Origin of the sequence: Nostoc sp. CHAB 5836 (assembly GCF_020829445.1) — a bacterium.
Lineage (GTDB): Bacteria > Cyanobacteriota > Cyanobacteriia > Cyanobacteriales > Nostocaceae > Nostoc.
Window position 1 is genome coordinate 1 of record NZ_JAIVFV010000147.1, and the last position, 16,813, is coordinate 16,813.

Annotated in this window: 14 protein-coding genes; 11 read left to right on the top strand and 3 right to left on the bottom strand. The window is 43.2% G+C overall.

Annotated features, from left to right (window positions below):
* The first annotated feature begins 133 nt into the window (after positions 1-133).
* Both LC605_RS23900 and cutA read left to right on the top strand, forming a co-directional pair.
* Complete coding sequence (locus tag LC605_RS23900; RefSeq protein WP_229550000.1) at positions 134-1,081, top strand: transposase; 948 nt, start codon at positions 134-136, stop codon at positions 1,079-1,081.
* A gap of 5 nt (positions 1,082-1,086) precedes the next feature.
* A complete protein-coding gene (gene cutA, locus LC605_RS23905) occupies positions 1,087-1,419 on the top strand; it encodes a divalent-cation tolerance protein CutA (protein ID WP_229550001.1) in 333 nt (110 codons plus the stop codon).
* A 77-nt stretch (positions 1,420-1,496) separates the two neighbouring features.
* Here cutA and LC605_RS23910 read toward each other — a convergent pair whose 3' ends face one another.
* On the bottom strand, positions 1,497-2,438 hold the full coding sequence (locus LC605_RS23910) for an ADP-ribosylglycohydrolase family protein (protein ID WP_229550002.1): 942 nt from the start codon (positions 2,436-2,438) through the stop codon (positions 1,497-1,499).
* A gap of 529 nt (positions 2,439-2,967) precedes the next feature.
* On the opposite strand from LC605_RS23910, the gene LC605_RS23915 reads away from it, so the two are divergent.
* The 4 genes from LC605_RS23915 to LC605_RS23930 all read left to right on the top strand — a co-directional run bounded on the left by LC605_RS23915 (position 2,968) and on the right by LC605_RS23930 (position 7,279).
* A complete protein-coding gene (locus tag LC605_RS23915) occupies positions 2,968-3,504 on the top strand; it encodes a porin family protein (RefSeq protein ID WP_229550003.1) in 537 nt (178 codons plus the stop codon).
* 255 nt (positions 3,505-3,759) lie between these two features.
* Positions 3,760-5,697, top strand: coding sequence for a sulfite reductase, ferredoxin dependent (sir, locus tag LC605_RS23920; protein WP_229550004.1), 1,938 nt, complete (start codon positions 3,760-3,762; stop codon positions 5,695-5,697).
* Positions 5,698-5,775: 78 nt separating this feature from the next.
* Complete coding sequence (locus tag LC605_RS23925; RefSeq protein WP_229550005.1) at positions 5,776-6,420, top strand: Uma2 family endonuclease; 645 nt, start codon at positions 5,776-5,778, stop codon at positions 6,418-6,420.
* 13 nt (positions 6,421-6,433) lie between these two features.
* Positions 6,434-7,279: a 16S rRNA (uracil(1498)-N(3))-methyltransferase gene (locus tag LC605_RS23930; RefSeq protein ID WP_229550006.1), complete on the top strand. Its 846-nt coding sequence runs from the start codon at positions 6,434-6,436 to the stop codon at positions 7,277-7,279.
* Positions 7,280-7,531: 252 nt separating this feature from the next.
* Here LC605_RS23930 and LC605_RS23935 read toward each other — a convergent pair whose 3' ends face one another.
* On the bottom strand, positions 7,532-8,038 hold the full coding sequence (locus LC605_RS23935) for a hypothetical protein (RefSeq protein WP_229550007.1): 507 nt from the start codon (positions 8,036-8,038) through the stop codon (positions 7,532-7,534).
* 512 nt (positions 8,039-8,550) lie between these two features.
* On the opposite strand from LC605_RS23935, the gene LC605_RS23940 reads away from it, so the two are divergent.
* The 5 genes from LC605_RS23940 (at position 8,551) to LC605_RS23960 (ending at position 15,971) form a co-directional block, all read left to right on the top strand.
* Positions 8,551-9,168, top strand: coding sequence for a triacylglycerol lipase (locus LC605_RS23940; protein ID WP_229550008.1), 618 nt, complete (start codon positions 8,551-8,553; stop codon positions 9,166-9,168).
* A gap of 114 nt (positions 9,169-9,282) precedes the next feature.
* Positions 9,283-10,059, top strand: coding sequence for a TIGR00297 family protein (locus LC605_RS23945; RefSeq protein WP_229550009.1), 777 nt, complete (start codon positions 9,283-9,285; stop codon positions 10,057-10,059).
* A 492-nt stretch (positions 10,060-10,551) separates the two neighbouring features.
* Positions 10,552-11,334, top strand: a complete 783-nt coding sequence (locus LC605_RS23950; RefSeq protein ID WP_229550010.1) for a peptidylprolyl isomerase — start codon at positions 10,552-10,554, stop codon at positions 11,332-11,334.
* Positions 11,283-13,988 carry a type I secretion system permease/ATPase gene (locus LC605_RS23955; RefSeq protein WP_229550011.1) on the top strand — a complete coding sequence of 902 codons (2,706 nt, stop codon included), beginning with the start codon at positions 11,283-11,285 and terminating at the stop codon, positions 13,986-13,988. The genes LC605_RS23950 and LC605_RS23955 overlap by 52 nt, the downstream gene beginning before the upstream one ends.
* A gap of 603 nt (positions 13,989-14,591) precedes the next feature.
* Positions 14,592-15,971: a S8 family peptidase gene (locus tag LC605_RS23960; protein ID WP_229550012.1), complete on the top strand. Its 1,380-nt coding sequence runs from the start codon at positions 14,592-14,594 to the stop codon at positions 15,969-15,971.
* 252 nt (positions 15,972-16,223) lie between these two features.
* Here the strand turns inward: LC605_RS23960 and LC605_RS23965 are convergent.
* Positions 16,224-16,813, bottom strand: a 590-nt coding sequence (locus LC605_RS23965) for an HlyD family efflux transporter periplasmic adaptor subunit (RefSeq protein ID WP_229550013.1), incomplete at its 5' end; no start/stop codon positions are given.

The window sequence follows — 16,813 nt, forward strand, 5'->3', positions numbered from 1 at the left end:
TAATAGTACCAAGGTACTATTTATTGGCGATCGCCCTGTGCTAGTGGCGTCGTTATTCAATACATCCGCACTAAAATTTAGCGATCGCCTGTGCCAGTTGCGTAAGTCCTGATCCTTTCAAACAACCTCAACTTTGGCAGACCGCTATGGTGTGAGTAACTCGACAATTAGTCGCTTACTCAAAAGCACTTTGGCAGAAGATGAGTATGAATACTTAGTGTCTTTAAAGCGGGCTGCGAGAACTCCTGAAGGAAGGGCGCAGGTAAGCTACGAGCAGTTACCCCTGCTGATTCAACCAGAGCCTGAAATAAAAGTTCCACCCAGTGAAAGCCAACCGATGGAGTTACCAAAGGTTGAGGTGGAATTGCCAAAGGTTGAGCCACTACCACGTCGGGTAATTCGTGTAGAGCAGGAACTTTACTCAGAGGAAACGGCGGAGTCAATTGCTGCTAGTAGACGGGTGCGGCGACGCCCCTCGGCGTCGGAAAAACCAAAGCTCCGAGTCACAGAGAAATTAGAAACTCCAGAGCCAAAACCACCGCAAATAGTCAGCATCCCCATCCCGCCGCTCAAGGAGAAACATCCAGCAGCGTCCGTTATCGCGCATATGCTAGGCGAAGATTTGCTAGACGAATCAGAGGATTTGGACGATTTAGATGATGATGATTTAGATGATGACGACTTTGAGGAAGAAGACTTTGATGACGATGACCTAGATGAGCAAAGACCTTTAGTTACAAAACGCAGACCAGGTGAAGCATCAGTTCAAGTTTTACCTCTATCGGTAGCCAATTTGCCTAAAACTTGCTATTTGGTAATTGACCGTTCCTCAGAATTAATTACCCGACCTCTCAAAGACTTTGGTGACTTAGGGCAAATCCCCAGCCTGGAAACCCAGCAAAGAACTCTGCCGGTGTTTGATAATCATCGAGTGGCAAAGCGTTTTTCTACTAAACGCGATCGCGTGATTAAAGTTCCTGATAGTAAAATGCTCCATAAGGCTCGGACTCATCTGCAAGCCAAGGGCATCACGCGACTGCTGATTGATGGTCAGGTCTATTCATTATCTACAACGGTTTAGAGGTTATGGATGCATCTGCTGGCTATGGTGTGGTATTGGTGACAACTGGCAACATCCAGGAGGCAGAAGCAATTGCAAATGCCCTTGTGGAAGCTAAACTAGCCGCTTGTGTGAGTCTGTTACCAATCCACTCAATTTATACCTGGCAAGGGAAATTGCATAAAGAGCAAGAATGGCAATTACTGATTAAAACTGATTTGGCGCAATTTCCTGCAATGGAGGCCAAAATTAAGGAACTGCACTCCTATGAAGTGCCAGAAATTATTGGTTTACCAATTGTTGCCAGTTCTGAAGCCTACTTGCAGTGGATTTTTCAGCAAGTTAAAAGTAAGGAGTGAGGATTTTCATAATTCCTAATTCCTAACTCCTAACTCCTAACTCCTAACTCCTAACTCCTAACTCCTAACTCCTAACTCTAACTGTAGACAGCCCTTGCAAAACGTTCTGCCAAGTAGATAATGTCCTGTCTACGGACAATTTGGTTCATCCACTTTTGAGGAATATTTTCCACCCCGTAGTAAATTCCCGCTAACCCACCAGTGACGGCGGCGGTAGTATCGGCATCTCCACCTAAGTTAACAGCTTTCAATACCGCTTCAGAATAAGACGAGGTATTTAATAAACACCACAGGGATGACTCTAAGGTATCAATCACATAGCCACCAGAATTAATCTCTTCTACTGGTATCTTGGCAATCTCACCACTGAAAATTCTGCCAAAATGCGGCTTCTCTAACAAAAACTCCCGCAGAGAATAAATTGTTTGGATGTCTTGTAATCCTTGTAGATAAGCTGTTTGCGGGTCAGCCCCTTCCAAGAGCGCCACTGCAATACTAATATAAATGCCACAGGCCATTTGCGATCGCGCATGGGCATGAGTAATCGCCGAAACATCATGTACCCGCGCCAGCAATTCACCTAAAGTGAAGTTTCGATGACAATAAGCCATCGGCAAGATTCTCATCAACGAACCATTGCCATTACTATTTTCAACCTTACCGCCCGCTTGATGGGGAACAACTCCCTGTTTCAGGCGCATAATTGCGGTGTGAGTGGTTTGACCAATATCAAAGACATCGCCACGGGGAGTCCAGTAAGCCTCCTTGTACCAGCGCCAGAAGGAATTGGCTATAGCATCTAACGAATACCCCCTACAAAGGCATTCCGCCAAGCAAAAGCTTAACGAACTGTCATCTGACCAAGTTCCTGGTGGTTGATTCCATGTGCCATAACCCAGCATTGTTGTTACTGGAGATTTTACTCGTTCAGCACGGCTAGTAAACTCTACCGGCACACCCAACGCATCACCGACACATAAACCCATCAAACCAGACAACGTTTTTGCAGCGGTTAGCATTATTCAATCTCCACAAGAATTGCTCAAAATTAACTTTATAGATTCCCTCTATGACTTGTTGCAACAGATGCTACAGCCTACTTTTTTATCCTATGTGAAAAGCTCGGCAAAAGATTCCTAATCCGATATTTTATTTGCCATATCCAAACTAAGTTTTAGTTCCAATTATTGTGCCAGTTTTCAAAGCGTCTATTTTGGAACAAATAACCCGGATGAAAAAGCATTTCAATGTAATTATAGCGGTTCTCGCTTGAGTGCAGTATAGTTTTGACCTCTCTCCTAAAAGGAGAGAGGCTTTGAATCTTACTCCCCAACGCTAGTAGGGAAGGGGTTGGGGGTTAGGTCTGTATTGCACTCAACTGAGAACTGCTATATAACAACTCATTTATCAATTTTAGGGATAGATGCCTGTAAGCCTGATGCATCAATAGCAACAATTATTTCCAATAATCTGAGAAACATTTGGAACATTCTCCGATGATTTTCGACCTGGAATATACAGGTAAAAATACAAAATTTGGTCACAATTATGAAACGCTTACTCAAGTCTTTCATGACAATTTCTGCATTGTCTTCCTTAATAGTTGCTCCTCTGGTTCTATCAGCTGGTCAAGCTTCTGCTGAAACCAAAAAAGGTACTGATGCTAGTTATATTGGTGCTGGTGTTGGTGCTGGTGTTACCAGTGGCGGACAAGGCATCAACAATGCTGCCACATTTGGTGGTAATGTCACAGCTCGCGTCAAGTTAGGAACTACGCCGTTTTCTGCACGTGGTAATGTCCTTTGGAGTGATAAGACCAGTGCCATCATCCCAGAACTTTCTGTGGATGTGCCCATCGCTAATAGAACCAATGCCTATTTAACTGGTGGTTATTCTTTTGTAGAGAAAGATGGTTCACCAACTCCCATAGGTAACAAAGATTCAGTAGTGGTAGGTGCTGGTGTGGAATCGGAAGTTGCTAACAATTTTCTCCTCTACACTAATGCCAAAGTCGGACTTAGTGCCTATCAAAATAGCGATACTCCTGCTGTTAGCATCAATGGTGGTATTGGCTATCGCTTCTAATAAAAAATTATTAAGTCCTCAGTCGCTTTATACTTGAGTAACTACTCAGGACTCAGCACTGGCTCAACGCCTCGCTACCCCTAACAAAATTCACTACTCCCAAAAGCTGGTTTTGACATCACTGATAAAGCCGGCTTTTGCCGTGGTAAAATTAAAATATTCCTCATTATTCCGGCCGGATTACCGGGGATAAAGTAGCCGAGGGTGCTGATTCGGCGTCTACTTATGCTTTATTGAGAATACTATACAAGTCTAATGGTTAAATCTGCTCCTTCCCCAATCGCTAGCCGTAAGCCTTCCAAAGTAGAAGGAATCAAGGAAAATAGTAATTTTTTGCGTGAACCTGTAGCAACTGAGATCCTTCAAGACACTACGCATTTTACCGAAAATGCGGTGCAGCTTTTGAAGTTTCACGGCTCTTACCAGCAGGATAACCGCGACAACCGCACCAAGGGACAGGAAAAAGATTACCAGTTTATGCTGCGGACAAAAAATCCGGGTGGTTTAGTGCCACCGCAGCTCTATCTGGCTTTAGATAAAATAGCTGATGAGTATGGCAACCACACGTTACGAGCAACTACTCGTCAAGGTTTCCAACTCCACGGTATCTTAAAGAAAAATCTGAAATCAGCGATCGCCACCATTGTCAACAATCTGGGTTCGACTTTGGGGGCTTGCGGTGACATCAACCGCAACGTGATGGCACCACCAGCCCCCTTTAAGAATCGCCCAGAGTATCAGTATGCTTGGGAGTATGCCCAAAATATTGCTGACTTACTATCAGCGCAAACAGGCGCTTATTATGAAATTTGGTTAGATGGGGAAAAAGCAATTAGTGCCGTTGGCGCAGCGTCTCCAAGAGAAGAGAACCCAGAGGTGAAGGCGGCGCGACAACGCAATGGCAATGGCACTATTATCCATGACAACGAAGAACCGATTTATGGCACTTACTATATGCCCCGCAAATTCAAAATTTGCGTGACGGTGCCAGGGGATAATTCGGTTGATTTGTATTCTCAAGACCTGACATTAGTAGTAATTACGAATAAGAACAGAGAATTAGAAGGATTTAATATTTTTGCTGGTGGTGGTTTAGGTAGAACACACGGTAAAGAAGAAACTTTCGCTAGGTTAGCAGACCCCATTGGTTATGTAACGAAAGATGACGTTTACGACGTAGTCAAAGCGATTGTTGCTACCCAGAGAGATTATGGCGATCGCACTGACCGTCGTCATGCCAGACTAAAATATTTAATCAACGATTGGGGTGTAGATAAATTCCGTACCCAAGTTGAAGAATATTTTGGTAAACCAGTCGAAGCCTTCAAACCACTACCAGAATTCAAATATCACGACTTTCTCGGCTGGAATGAACAAGGTGATGGCAAGTTATTCTTAGGAATTTCCATTGAAAATGGTCGAGTCAAGGATGAAGGTTCGTTTCAACTGAAAACCGCTTTGCGCGAAATTGTTAAGCAGCTCAACTTACCCATCCGTCTGACACCCAACCACAACCTGATTTTTTACGATATCGAACCAGATTCCAAAGAAGCTATTCAAGACATTCTCAGCCGTCACGGTGTCGGAGACGACCCCAGTAAAATCGAACCTTTAGTGCGGTATGCAATGGCTTGTCCGGCTTTGCCCACTTGCGGCTTGGCAATCACGGAATCAGAACGGGCAATACCGGGTATTTTGGAGCGGGTTCGCGCTCTGTTAGATAAAGTTGGTTTACAAAATGAGCATTTTGTGGTAAGAATGACAGGATGCCCTAACGGTTGCGCTCGTCCCTACTTAGCAGAATTGGGCTTTGTCGGTAGCGCTCCAGAATCTTACCAATTATGGTTAGGGGGTTCGCCAAACCAAACTCGATTGGCACAACCTTACATAGAAAAACTGCACCATAATGACTTGGAAAGCTTTTTAGAGCCGATTTTTGTTTACTTTAAGAAGTCAAGAAAATCTAAGGAAAGCTTTGGTGATTTTTGCGATCGCATTGGTTTTGATGCCATCCGCGAATTTGCTGCTAGCTACGAACCTAACACAGCCAATGCTGCAAACAAATCGCGCCACCGGGTAAATTTGAAAGCAGAGGTTTATAGCAAGTTGAAGGAAGTAGCAGAAAGTCAAGGTAAGCCGATGACTCAGTTGGTGACTGAAGCGCTAGAGGTTTACTTCCAGAATCTTTCTTGAACTCCTACGGCTGTGAAACTAACGAAGAACGCTCAGTTTCACAGCCGTGGGATTCTTGAATCACAGGAAAATTGAACTATGGTAACGACAGCAAAATTCGCAGAAACTAGGGATGTGCTGCAAAACATTAGCTGGCAGACATTCAAAGCTATGCTGGCAGATATGGGATCTGAGCGAAATAAAAGGCTAGCTTATGACAACGCAATAGTAGAAATTATGACTCCGCTAATGCTGCACGAGAATTCAAACCGTCTCATTGAAGGTTTTGTTCTTGTGCTGTGTGAAGAATTTGGTTTAGAAGTTAAAAGCGCTGGCTCGTTGACTATGACGCGGGATGATTTGGAGCAAGGAGGCGAGCCGGACAGTAGTTACTATATCCAAAACGAATTCTTAGTCCGTAATAAAGAAAATATTGACCTGAATACAGACCCACCACCAGACCTAGTATTGGAAGTAGAATATTCCAGACCCAAGATAGACAAGTTGACCCTTTATGCTTCAATGGGAGTCCCAGAATTCTGGCGGTATAACGGAAATGTGTTGAGAATCTACGCCCTTAACAGTGGACAATACTCGCAAAGCGATCGCAGTCTAACTTTTGCGCCTGTGCTGGTGACAGAGATTCCCCGATTTATCCAAGAGAGCAAGAAAGTTGGACAAATAGCAGCAACTCGTGCTTTCCGTACTTGGGTTAGACAGCAGATATCTACAGCAGGGCAATAATTTATTAATAAAAATGTCTCAACTGCAAAGAATTGCGATCGCACCCTCCCAATTCCAACAAGGGCAAATTTTGCTCACAAAAGAACAGCAACATTATTTAGGGCGTGTGTTGCGCTTGCGTGAAGGCGATCGCTTTATTGCAATGGATGGTAGGGGAAAATGGTGGTTAGCGCAACTAGCAGGGGAACAAGCACAGGTTTTTGAAGCACTTTTAGTAGAAACAGAATTACCTGTATCGATTACGCTGATGGTGGCCTTACCTAAAGGCAATGGATTTGATGAAGTGGTGCGGTGTTGTACAGAGTTGGGAGTAACTTGTATTGCACCAGTATTGAGCGATCGCACTTTGCTTCATCCTAGTCCTCAAAAGCTTGAACGCTGGCGGCGCATCGCTGCAGAAGCCGCCGAGCAATCAGAGCGCTCCTTTGTGCCAACAATTTTAGAGCCTGTTGCTTTTAATACGGGTTTGTCATTAGTCACTTGTACTGAGCGACTTGTGCCGAGCGGAGTCGAGGTAAGCCGAAGTATTGGTCATACCCTGCGGGAAGACGTTCGCGTAGCGTCTCCAAGAGTTGCGCCTATGTCATTTGCAAACAGCCAGCAATATATCTGTGTAGCGCGTGGTGAGTTTCCGCATTTAAAAGATTGCTTACAGCACAAAGGAGAAATGACAAATGACAAAGGACAAGAAACAATTGTCATTGCCACAGGGCCAGAAGGGGGATGGACAACAGAAGAAGTAGAGAATGCGATCGCAACTGGATTTCAACCTGTTTCCCTTGGTCGCCGAATTCTGAGAGCAGTTACAGCCCCAATAGTAGCATTATCTCTAATTACCGCAGCTTGTGAAGATAAATGATTTATAGCTCAATATACTTGGGTTAAGCATTTCCTCCTTCTCCTTCTCTCCGTGTTCTCTGCGCCTCTGTGGTTCGTAAAAAAAAGAGTTTCAACCCTTTTGTGAACCGTATTGATTTATAGCTCCCGCAAAATGGCTTTTGCGCAAGACCCTCAAAAATGCAGTTGTAGTGGAGAAAATTAAGCGATCGCTCCACTTTGGAGAGTTCCCCCATCTACAACTGATAAACTTGTCTTAATCTTGCGTATTCACTTAGCCAGGAGTTTTAACCTGACGTGCCATGTCTAAATAAACACTCATATTTGCCCCTGGACGCCGACGGACATTAGAGCTAGTAACCGAAGGAGCAAGATATTTCGGCGCAAAGGTTGTTTCAGTTGGCTCCTCTTTAATTACTTTGGCTGCTGCGGCTTTTGCATTTTTGCCAGGTTCAATTTTAAGACCCTCAGCAGTTTGGATTAGCTGAACATCGGCTGGTTTGGGATTTTTAGCTGATTTTGCCTTAGCTGCGGAGGCCTTTGTTCCGTTCAATGAATCTGGCTTAGATGGAGATGGTGCTTCTGATGCAATTGTTGCCGTTACTTTCTTAGCATTCAATGCCACTGTCTCTGCTACTTTCTTCACGTTCGATGCTACTTCTTTGGTAGCATCTTTGGCTTCTTCCAATTCTAAGAAATAGCCGTTGCTTTTCTTATTCCCTGGTAACAGTCCAGTAATGAAACCTAGAATACCCGAAATTAACTTTTTGATAAAATCCATTACAATTACTCCTGCCTTTTATCTTTTATATTTGCAACTCGACCGTAATTGTTAAAAATTACGACAAAATGTTACATTTTCTGCTTGGCATCACCAGAAGCGGGTGACAACCCTTATAGGTTTGTACTTAATCGACATTGTAGTAAAACTACAGGGCAAATGTTCTTTTGCAAGGATTTGCAAGCTACATAGACCGAGAACTAATTATTAAATTTTACTGTAACTAAGAGCAAGATTCTGAAAGTAAGCTTTACAAAAATTAACATTTATTTGTTTGGTAAATACCTATTGAATTGAAGCAAGCAGTTTACTCTCAACCAGTGGCAAGAGTGTCATAGTTTATTATCAGAGAGCGCTGGCAATAAGTTAAATTTTATACCAAATATATTCGTCAAGATTGCAGTTTTGTAAAAAAACCTTTTAAAGAATCCGAAAAGCAACAGCTTCAGTTTGTAGAGCAATACGTACCGACAAAAGTGAAATACACCCCTTTATTCAGTCATATTTTGCCAATGAACATTGAAAATCAGCAGCGCAATCCCGTTTTGTTAATACACGGCATTGACGACAAAGAGGCAGTTTTCCATAAAATGAAGGCATACCTAATACAACAAGGCTTGTCTGTACATACCCTGAATTTAATACCTAATAATGGTGATTTGGGTCTTGATGAATTGGCAAAGCAGGTAGCCGATTATGTTACAGCTACCTTTGCATCAGAACAACCACTGGATTTAGTCGGCTTCAGCATGGGAGGAATTGTCAGCCGTTACTATGTCCAGCGACTGGGAGGAATTAACCGCGTGCAGCGATTGATCACAATCTCTTCACCTCATTATGGAACTGTGGTTGCTTATGGTTCTCGGCGTCCTGGTTGCGTACAAATGCGCCCCAACAGCATTTTTCTCAAAAATTTAAATTCTGATGCTGTAATATTGGGGCAGTTAAACTTTACGTCTATCTGGACACCTTATGATTTGATGATTATCCCTGCCAATAGTTCACAAATGCCCGTAGGAAGCGAAGTAATAGTACCAGTTGCTCTACACCCTTGGATGCTGACAGACTCCAGGAGTTTAGCAGTAGTCACAGCAGCTTTAGCAGAGCGTATTAAGCCTGCCGTTTCTTAAGAAAGCATCCAGTCAGTAGCTAGGATACTTGCCACACTTAACTTGTCACCAACGATCGCTGGGAACAAGTTATTCTGTTAAGATTTTGGCAAAACTACTTATAATTCATTCTTGATGTTTTCTTTAATTGACTATACCAACCCCTGGTTAATAGGATTAGGATTAAACACAATTCTATTGGGTTTAGCTGGTATTGCTCCAAAAAAGCTACTTACCCCTGCTGGATTATTCCACGCCTGGTTTTTGGCCATCTTAATTTGGGGAACTCTAGGCTGGCAAGGATATGCAGTAGTAATGTTCTATTTTCTGGTTGGTTCTGGTGTTACTCGCATCGGTATGGCGCAGAAGGAAGCAGAAGGAATTGCCGAAAAGCGTTCTGGGGCAAGAGGCCCAGAAAATGTTTGGGGTTCGGCTTTGACTGGGGCGCTGTGTGCCTTGGGAGTAGGGATAATCAATTCGGGATTTATTCTACCTATTTCACAGTCCCTATTATTGTTAGGCTATGTAGCGAGTTTGAGTACCAAGCTGGCTGACACAACTGCTAGCGAAGTTGGTAAAGCTTATGGTAAAAGTACCTTTCTAATTACCACATTCCAGCCAGTACCGCGAGGTACAGAAGGGGCCGTAAGCTTGGAAGGAACTTTAGCTGGTATTGTGGCTTCTGTAGCGATCGCATTTGTGGGTTGGGGAGTTGGCTTAATTGATCTATTGGGAGTAGCTTGGTGTGTGCTGGCAGCATTTATTGCCACCAATTTAGAAAGTGTGATTGGGGCAACGCTGCAATCTAAGTATACTTGGCTGACCAATGAAGTAGTAAATATTTTTAATACATTAATCGGTGCGATCGCAGCTGTGCTACTTGCCTGGACATGGATAATGATCATTAAGTAGATCGGTAAAAATAAACAATTAGTTGTTTAGGTGGGGCACTGGGCACTTGTACTGCCCTTAAGGGAGTCGAGGTAAGTCGTTGGCGTGGCCACTGAGCGAAGTCGAAGTGCAGCCTCTGGTAGAGTTGTATTGGACATTGAGAGAAAATAAACAATCTGCCTTACCACTGCACTGCCGATGATATTTTCAATCCTGTTTTGTCCCCGCTAGACCGTAAAAGTGATTATGGCAAATTTTTTATTTACTAGCTACAGCAGATTTCAAGGCAAATGAAGTACACAACGATTCTTCTCAAAGCCAGATATCAAGCCTGTTCTACTTCTGAATTCTCACGACTGACGCTTTGATTCTGCTGTACATAATTTTTTGACCATCTAGATGTAATTAGTTCACGAAATCTTTATCATATTTATCCATCAATAGCAAGATGATTTTTATATGATTTAATTTAAAAGTCCTATAAATGTTTAACCATTTTCACATCATTAGTTCATGGAATCTTCATCATTTTTGACAATTAATGACCAAATAATTTCTATTGAGTCAGCAGTAAAGTACCTGCAAGCCTCTGGAAAATTGGGGCAGTTCATTGGAGATATTCTCCGCCAGTACGTAATTGAGGAAGAAATCCGCACACGGGACGATATTGAAATTGGCACAACAATAACTGAACAGGCAATTATTGACTTTAGGCTGAAAAATCAACTGACTGACCCCCAAAGTTTTCAAGAATGGTTAAAGACCAATAACACAGATTACGCTACATTTCATACATCGGTTACTTTTGGTTACAAGTTAGAAAAGCTAAAAGCAGTAGTGACGGAAACAAAACTCGCAGAATATTTTATTGAACGCAAAATTTTTTTGGATCGGTTAGTACTTTCCCGGATTGTTGTTGATAATCGAGAATTGGCAGACGAACTCCAAACCCAAATTGAAGAAGGAGGTAGTTTTGAGCAACTAGCTAAAGAGTATTCAGTTGCAGATGACCGAATTGTGAACGGCATGATGGGAATCGTCAGTCGAGGCAGTATGCCAGATATATTACGGGCAGCTATTGATGTGGCCAGTCCTGGACAATTGCTAGGACCAATAGAAATCGTTGGCAAAGACTCTCTCCAAGGAGAGGGGCCTTATGGTTTGTTTCGAGTAGAACAATTTCTGCCAGCGTCTTTAGAAGATACTCAACTAAAGCAAGCACTACAAAATGAGTTGTTTGAGAAATGGCTAGCAGAGAAAATTCAAAACCTGACAGTCAAGTTACAAGTGAGTTAAAAATTCTGGATCATGAATCTTTACGATTAAAAGTGCTAGCTTCTTTGTCTTGGAATCAGCCACCGCTATGCTGGCTGACTCCCGAACAACAATCCCAATTACAAAATGAGTTCCAAGCCCGTCAGTATCGTCTAGGAGAAAAAATCTGGTCAAACGATGTCGGCGGTTATCAATTCTTAATTGTGGCTGGAAAAGTCCGCTTGCGAGAAGAAAGGGTTAGCAAACCAATAGCCGCCTTAGAAGCGGGGGATTGGTTTGGCGACTTACAAAAACTGCCTGCGGATGTTAAAGCTGTAGCTGCTAGTAAAGAAGTGATATTAGTGTGTTGGGATACAGCGCTGTGGGCAGAATTTTCCAACCCACAAATTCAGGAGTTCTGGCAAGTATTACCAGTGGATATGGAGGGACGACAAAGGGAGACATTTTCCTTCTCTTCCACTCCTGGACTAGGGCCAGCCTCCTTTGGGACTTCCAGCCCCCACAGCCTCCAACCCCAAAGAGGACTCCCAGCCGCCAATTTAATCATCTCAAATTATCCGTTTGTTGCCAGTTGGAACAGCGCTGCTGCCTGTTTAACAATGGTGGCACAACAGTTAGAAAATTCTGTGCAACTGGAATGGGTGCAGCGCCAACTCAGAGGACAACGCCCAAAACAGGTTGTGGAAGCAGCAGAAAAGTTAGGATTAGTGTTGCGACGGTTACAAGTGAGTTGGGGTGAATTGCGACAACTGTCATTTCCAGCTTTATTGCTGTGGAATTCTGACTCACCCCAGAGTCCTTCGTGGGTGGTAGCCTATGGAGTTAAAGGCGATCGCCTAATTATCGCTAACCCTCTAAATCCCGAAGGGACTTGTGAAAGCTTGCCGCAGTCGATAGTTGAAGCGTCTTGGGATGGAAGATTATGGCAAGTAGAACTGATATCCCAGCAAGAAAAATTTAACCTCAGTTGGTTCACCCCAGCAGTTTGGAAATATAAGGGATTGCTCACAGAAGTATTGTTAGCATCTTTTACCTTGCAGCTTTTGGGCTTAACAACACCACTAATTACCCAAGTCGTCATTGATAAAGTGATGGTGCAGGAAAGTTTGCCGACTCTCGATGTCATGGCGATCGCACTTTTTTGCGTAGCCATATTTGAGTCGATACTTGGCATTCTCCGCCTATTCATCTTTACCCATACAGCGCGTCGCCTGGATTTAAGTTTATCAGCACAGCTATTTCGCCATCTAATGCGACTGCCATTAGCTTATTTTGAGTCGCGGCGCGTCGGAGACACAATAGCGCGAGTCCAGGAACTCGAACAAATTCGTCAGTTTCTCACAGGTACAGCATTAACTGTGATTCTAGATAGCATCTTTGCTGTGGTGTATCTAGGATTGATGTTTTACTATAACGTCCCACTCACCTTTGTCGCCTTAGCAGTACTGCCACTATTTGCAACTTTGACGATAGTTGCAACACCAATTCTGCGTAACTGGCTCAACGAAACCTTTAACCGGAGTGCCGATAGTCAATCGTTTCTCGTAGAGACAATCACCGGAATTCACTCCGTTAAAGCCCATGCAGCCGAACCAGTAGCCCGCGATCGCTGGGAAGGCTTATTTGCTCGCTTCATTCGCACAGGTTTTAAAGCCTCTACTACCTCCAATATCAGCAGCAACATCGGTGACTTTCTCACCAATTTTTCCACGATGCTGATTCTCTGGTTTGGAGCCAAGTTAGTCATCGAACAAAAGCTCACAGTCGGACAGCTAGTTGCATTTCAAATGCTGTCTGGTAGAGTCACAGGCCCACTTTTGCGCCTAGTACAGTTGTGGCAAAACCTTCAACAAGTGCTACTTTCTGTAGATCGCATTGGTGATATTCTTAACGTCTCCCCAGAAGCTGAACTGGGAACTGGTTTAGTTTTACCACCCCTGAAAGGACAAGTCACCTTCGAGCAAGTATTTTTCCGCTACCGGCCGAACTTTGAAGCAATTGTGCGGGGAATCTCTTTCAGTGCCGAACCAGGGCAATTTGTTGGCATTGTCGGACGCAGTGGTTCTGGTAAAAGTACCCTATCTAAACTATTGCAACGCCTCTATCAAATTGAATCAGGACGCATCCTCATTGATGGTTTTGATATTAAAAGTGCCGATTTAGCCTCACTGCGCCAACAAATTAGTGTAGTTCTCCAAGAAGACTTTTTATTCAACGGTTCCATTTTGGAAAATATCAGTCTCGGTAATCCCGACATCACCGCAGAGCAAGTAGTAGAGGCAGCAAGATTAGCAGTAGCCCACGACTTCATCAGTCAATTACCCTACGGTTACGAAAGCAATGTTGGTGAACGCGGTACCGCCTTATCTGGCGGACAGAGACAACGTATTGCCCTCGCAAGACTATTTCTTTCCCAAGCGCCAATTTTAGTTTTGGATGAAGCTACCAGCGCTTTGGATAGTGAAACTGAACAACAAGTACTGCAAAACCTGCAAAAAATTTCCGCTAACCGCACCGTGTTCCTGATTGCTCATCGCTTTGCTCCCCTCAAACGTGCCGATTTGATTTTGGTATTGGAGCAAGGCGTGATTGTCGAACGTGGTACTCACTCACAGTTGTTGCAACAAAAAGGTTTGTACTGGTCACTATATCAACGCCAGCAAGCAAACATTTAGCTGAAACAGAATCTTTTTCTTCCTTTGTGTCCTTCTCTAATTAATGATACTTTTTGATGAATAGAGCATAACTCCATTCGCCACTTTAATTTGGTTATACCACAATACGGTTCAGTTAAGCATTTCTTTCTTCTCTTTGCGTTCAAACATCCTCTTAGTCCCCGAAGGAAGAGCAAAGAGGCGAAAATCCAGTTCCCTCAACGATTTCGGGGAGGGTTAGGGTGGGGTTCTTTATTATGCAGCTTCATATTAATTTGGTTGCAAACTTGTCATACAACAGGATGATAAATTTTGCGATCGCAAATATCAGTAGTGCAAGTCAAGGAGTACACCCCTATTTGATTTGTGAGAATTGCAACCCCCAGATCCCCGACTTCTTTGAGAAGTCGGGGATCTTCTTTATCACCAATGATTCAGGGTTGACATCGTAACAAAGATTCCACTTTCTATTATGTTTTTTCGTAATAAAATTAGCATTTTTTGATGAAAATTCATAGTAATTATTGACAATGGGGCGTATTCACACCTGAAAATCTTTTTCTTGAAAAGGTTTTAACGCTTCAATCTGTCAAAAAACCGATTGCTATCTCTGAGAAAAAATTTATGCTCATTGATGATGTTAATAACAATGTGCTGTTAAATAAACGGCTAAATGTTACTTCAATCTCCTCATTAGATAGCTTGAATACGAAAAATGACTACAGTATCAACCTCAGCAGACGTAGTAGCTACAACTCAGTTGATGCTGATTTGAAGTTGCTAAATAACGGTGACTCCAAAAATAGCAATAATGCTAATGCTTTTAGCACTAGGAATTATAACTTTACCAATGGCTATGGGTTAATTAATGGAGCAGCAGCAGTGGCTAGAGCTATTGGTCAGAATACCTTTGCGGATATTCCTGACCTTGGTGGCAATAATTGGGGAGCAGACCTTGTGAAAGCACCGGAAGTCTGGGCACAGGGATACACAGGTAAAGGCGTTGTTGTTGCTGTTGTAGATACTGGGGTTGACTATAACCACGAGGATTTAAAAAATAATATCTGGACGAATAGTAAGGAAATTGCAGGTAACGGTATAGATGATGATGGCAATGGCTATATTGATGATAATTACGGCTGGAACTTTGCTGATCAAAACAACAACACCCTAGATAACAATGGTCACGGTACTCATGTTTCCGGCACGATCGCAGGGGAAAATAATAACTCTGGTGTCACTGGTATTGCCTATGATGCCAAGATTATGCCCGTCAAAGTTTTGAATGAATCTGGCTCTGGTTCCTATAATTCCATATCTAAAGGTATTCGCTACGCCGTAGATAATGGAGCGAATGTAATTAACCTCAGTCTAGGAGGCAGATATTCCAATCGTACTCTCGAGTCAGCCATTGACTATGCTAGCAGCAAAGGAGTGATTGTCGTCATGGCAGTAGGTAATGATGGTGACTCATCACCAGATTATCCCGCCCGCTATGCATACAAGTCGGGAATTGCCGTTGGAGCAGTGGATAGGAATAATAATATGCCTGACTTCTCTAATCGTTCTGGAACGAATGAAATCGGTTATGTCACAGCCCCAGGAGTCAAGGTTTATTCATCAGTTCCGAATAATCAGTATGCCACTTATAGCGGCACTTCTATGGCTGCTCCCCACGTTGCTGGTGTAATTGCCCTGATGCTTAGTGCTAACTCCAACTTGACTGATGCTCAAGTACGTCAGATTGTCACAGAAACAGCAGGAAATAGTACACAAACTACAAGCTCTAATTTTAATGTTTCTAATGTCAGTTCTCTCGCGAGCCAGGTAATTGCAGACACAGTAGTAAATAATACACAAACTACAATCTCTGGTTTTAATAATTCTGATGTCGGTTCTCTAATCGGTCAGGCGATTACAGAAACTACGAAATATCTCACACCAGCCGAAAGTAATAACGGATTAGCCAATCCAGAATTATGGTCGCAATTCCAAAACTATTAGGACTTACGCAATAACTCTCTGAAACTCTTATCACTTTGTGACCTTTGCGTCCTTCTCCCAGGGGGAGACGCTAACGCGAATGCGGTTCGTTTTTTCATTATTTTGCGTAAGTCCTGACTATAAGACAATACGGTTCACAAAAGGGCTGAAACTCTTTTTTTTACGAACCACAGAGGCGCAGAGAACACAGAGAGAAGGAGAAGGAGGAAATGCTTAACCCAAGTGTATTGACTTCCCAGGAAGGCTACGAACCTACCTAACCGAAAATGCCTCGCTGAACCGCCGCGTCACAGGTTCCGTGATGAATGTCAAAATGGACTTTTTACGAGTGACAATTTCACCTGTAGCAGCCATACCTGGCGTAAATTCTACTTCTTGACCGCGCACATTCACTGCGTGCTTACTTAGCTTAATTCTTGTAGGGAAAACTAAGCCCAATTCTTTATCAACAATTGCATTTGGACTGACTTGCATGACTTCGCCCTCTACAGTGCCAAATTCCTGGAAAGGAAAAGTCGCCATTTTCACTTTTGCCTTCATTCCTTGACGAATAAACCCAATATCGCGATTGAGAACTTTTACCTCTAGGAGCATTTCTTCCCCTTCCGGCAAAATCGACAGCAATTCTTCACCCGATTGTACTGGCCCCTTGGTGGCTTTAACTCTATAAATTGTGCCGGCAACAGGAGCCTGAATCGTTTCTAAAGCTTGCTGCTTCCTCGCCTGCTCTAATTGACCTTGAACAGTTGTCAGTTCTTCTTTACGCTTATTGAACTGGGTCAAAATTTCACTTTGGCGTTCTGATGATACACGCTGAAGCTGATTGCGTGCAGCTTTGTAAG

What these genes read in the sequence shown, in the direction of transcription:
- LC605_RS23960 (WP_229550012.1), top strand. Translation starts at nt 14,592, where the DNA reads ATGCTCATTGATGATGTTAATAACAATGTGCTGTTAAATAAACGGCTA.
- sir (WP_229550004.1), top strand. Translation starts at nt 3,760, where the DNA reads ATGGTTAAATCTGCTCCTTCCCCAATCGCTAGCCGTAAGCCTTCCAAA.
- cutA (WP_229550001.1), top strand. Translation starts at nt 1,087, where the DNA reads ATGGATGCATCTGCTGGCTATGGTGTGGTATTGGTGACAACTGGCAAC.
- LC605_RS23925 (WP_229550005.1), top strand. Translation starts at nt 5,776, where the DNA reads ATGGTAACGACAGCAAAATTCGCAGAAACTAGGGATGTGCTGCAAAAC.
- LC605_RS23935 (WP_229550007.1), bottom strand. Translation starts at nt 8,038, where the DNA reads ATGGATTTTATCAAAAAGTTAATTTCGGGTATTCTAGGTTTCATTACT.
- LC605_RS23945 (WP_229550009.1), top strand. Translation starts at nt 9,283, where the DNA reads ATGTTTTCTTTAATTGACTATACCAACCCCTGGTTAATAGGATTAGGA.
- LC605_RS23955 (WP_229550011.1), top strand. Translation starts at nt 11,283, where the DNA reads ATGGCTAGCAGAGAAAATTCAAAACCTGACAGTCAAGTTACAAGTGAG.
- LC605_RS23930 (WP_229550006.1), top strand. Translation starts at nt 6,434, where the DNA reads ATGTCTCAACTGCAAAGAATTGCGATCGCACCCTCCCAATTCCAACAA.
- LC605_RS23950 (WP_229550010.1), top strand. Translation starts at nt 10,552, where the DNA reads ATGGAATCTTCATCATTTTTGACAATTAATGACCAAATAATTTCTATT.
- LC605_RS23910 (WP_229550002.1), bottom strand. Translation starts at nt 2,438, where the DNA reads ATGCTAACCGCTGCAAAAACGTTGTCTGGTTTGATGGGTTTATGTGTC.
- LC605_RS23915 (WP_229550003.1), top strand. Translation starts at nt 2,968, where the DNA reads ATGAAACGCTTACTCAAGTCTTTCATGACAATTTCTGCATTGTCTTCC.
- LC605_RS23940 (WP_229550008.1), top strand. Translation starts at nt 8,551, where the DNA reads ATGAACATTGAAAATCAGCAGCGCAATCCCGTTTTGTTAATACACGGC.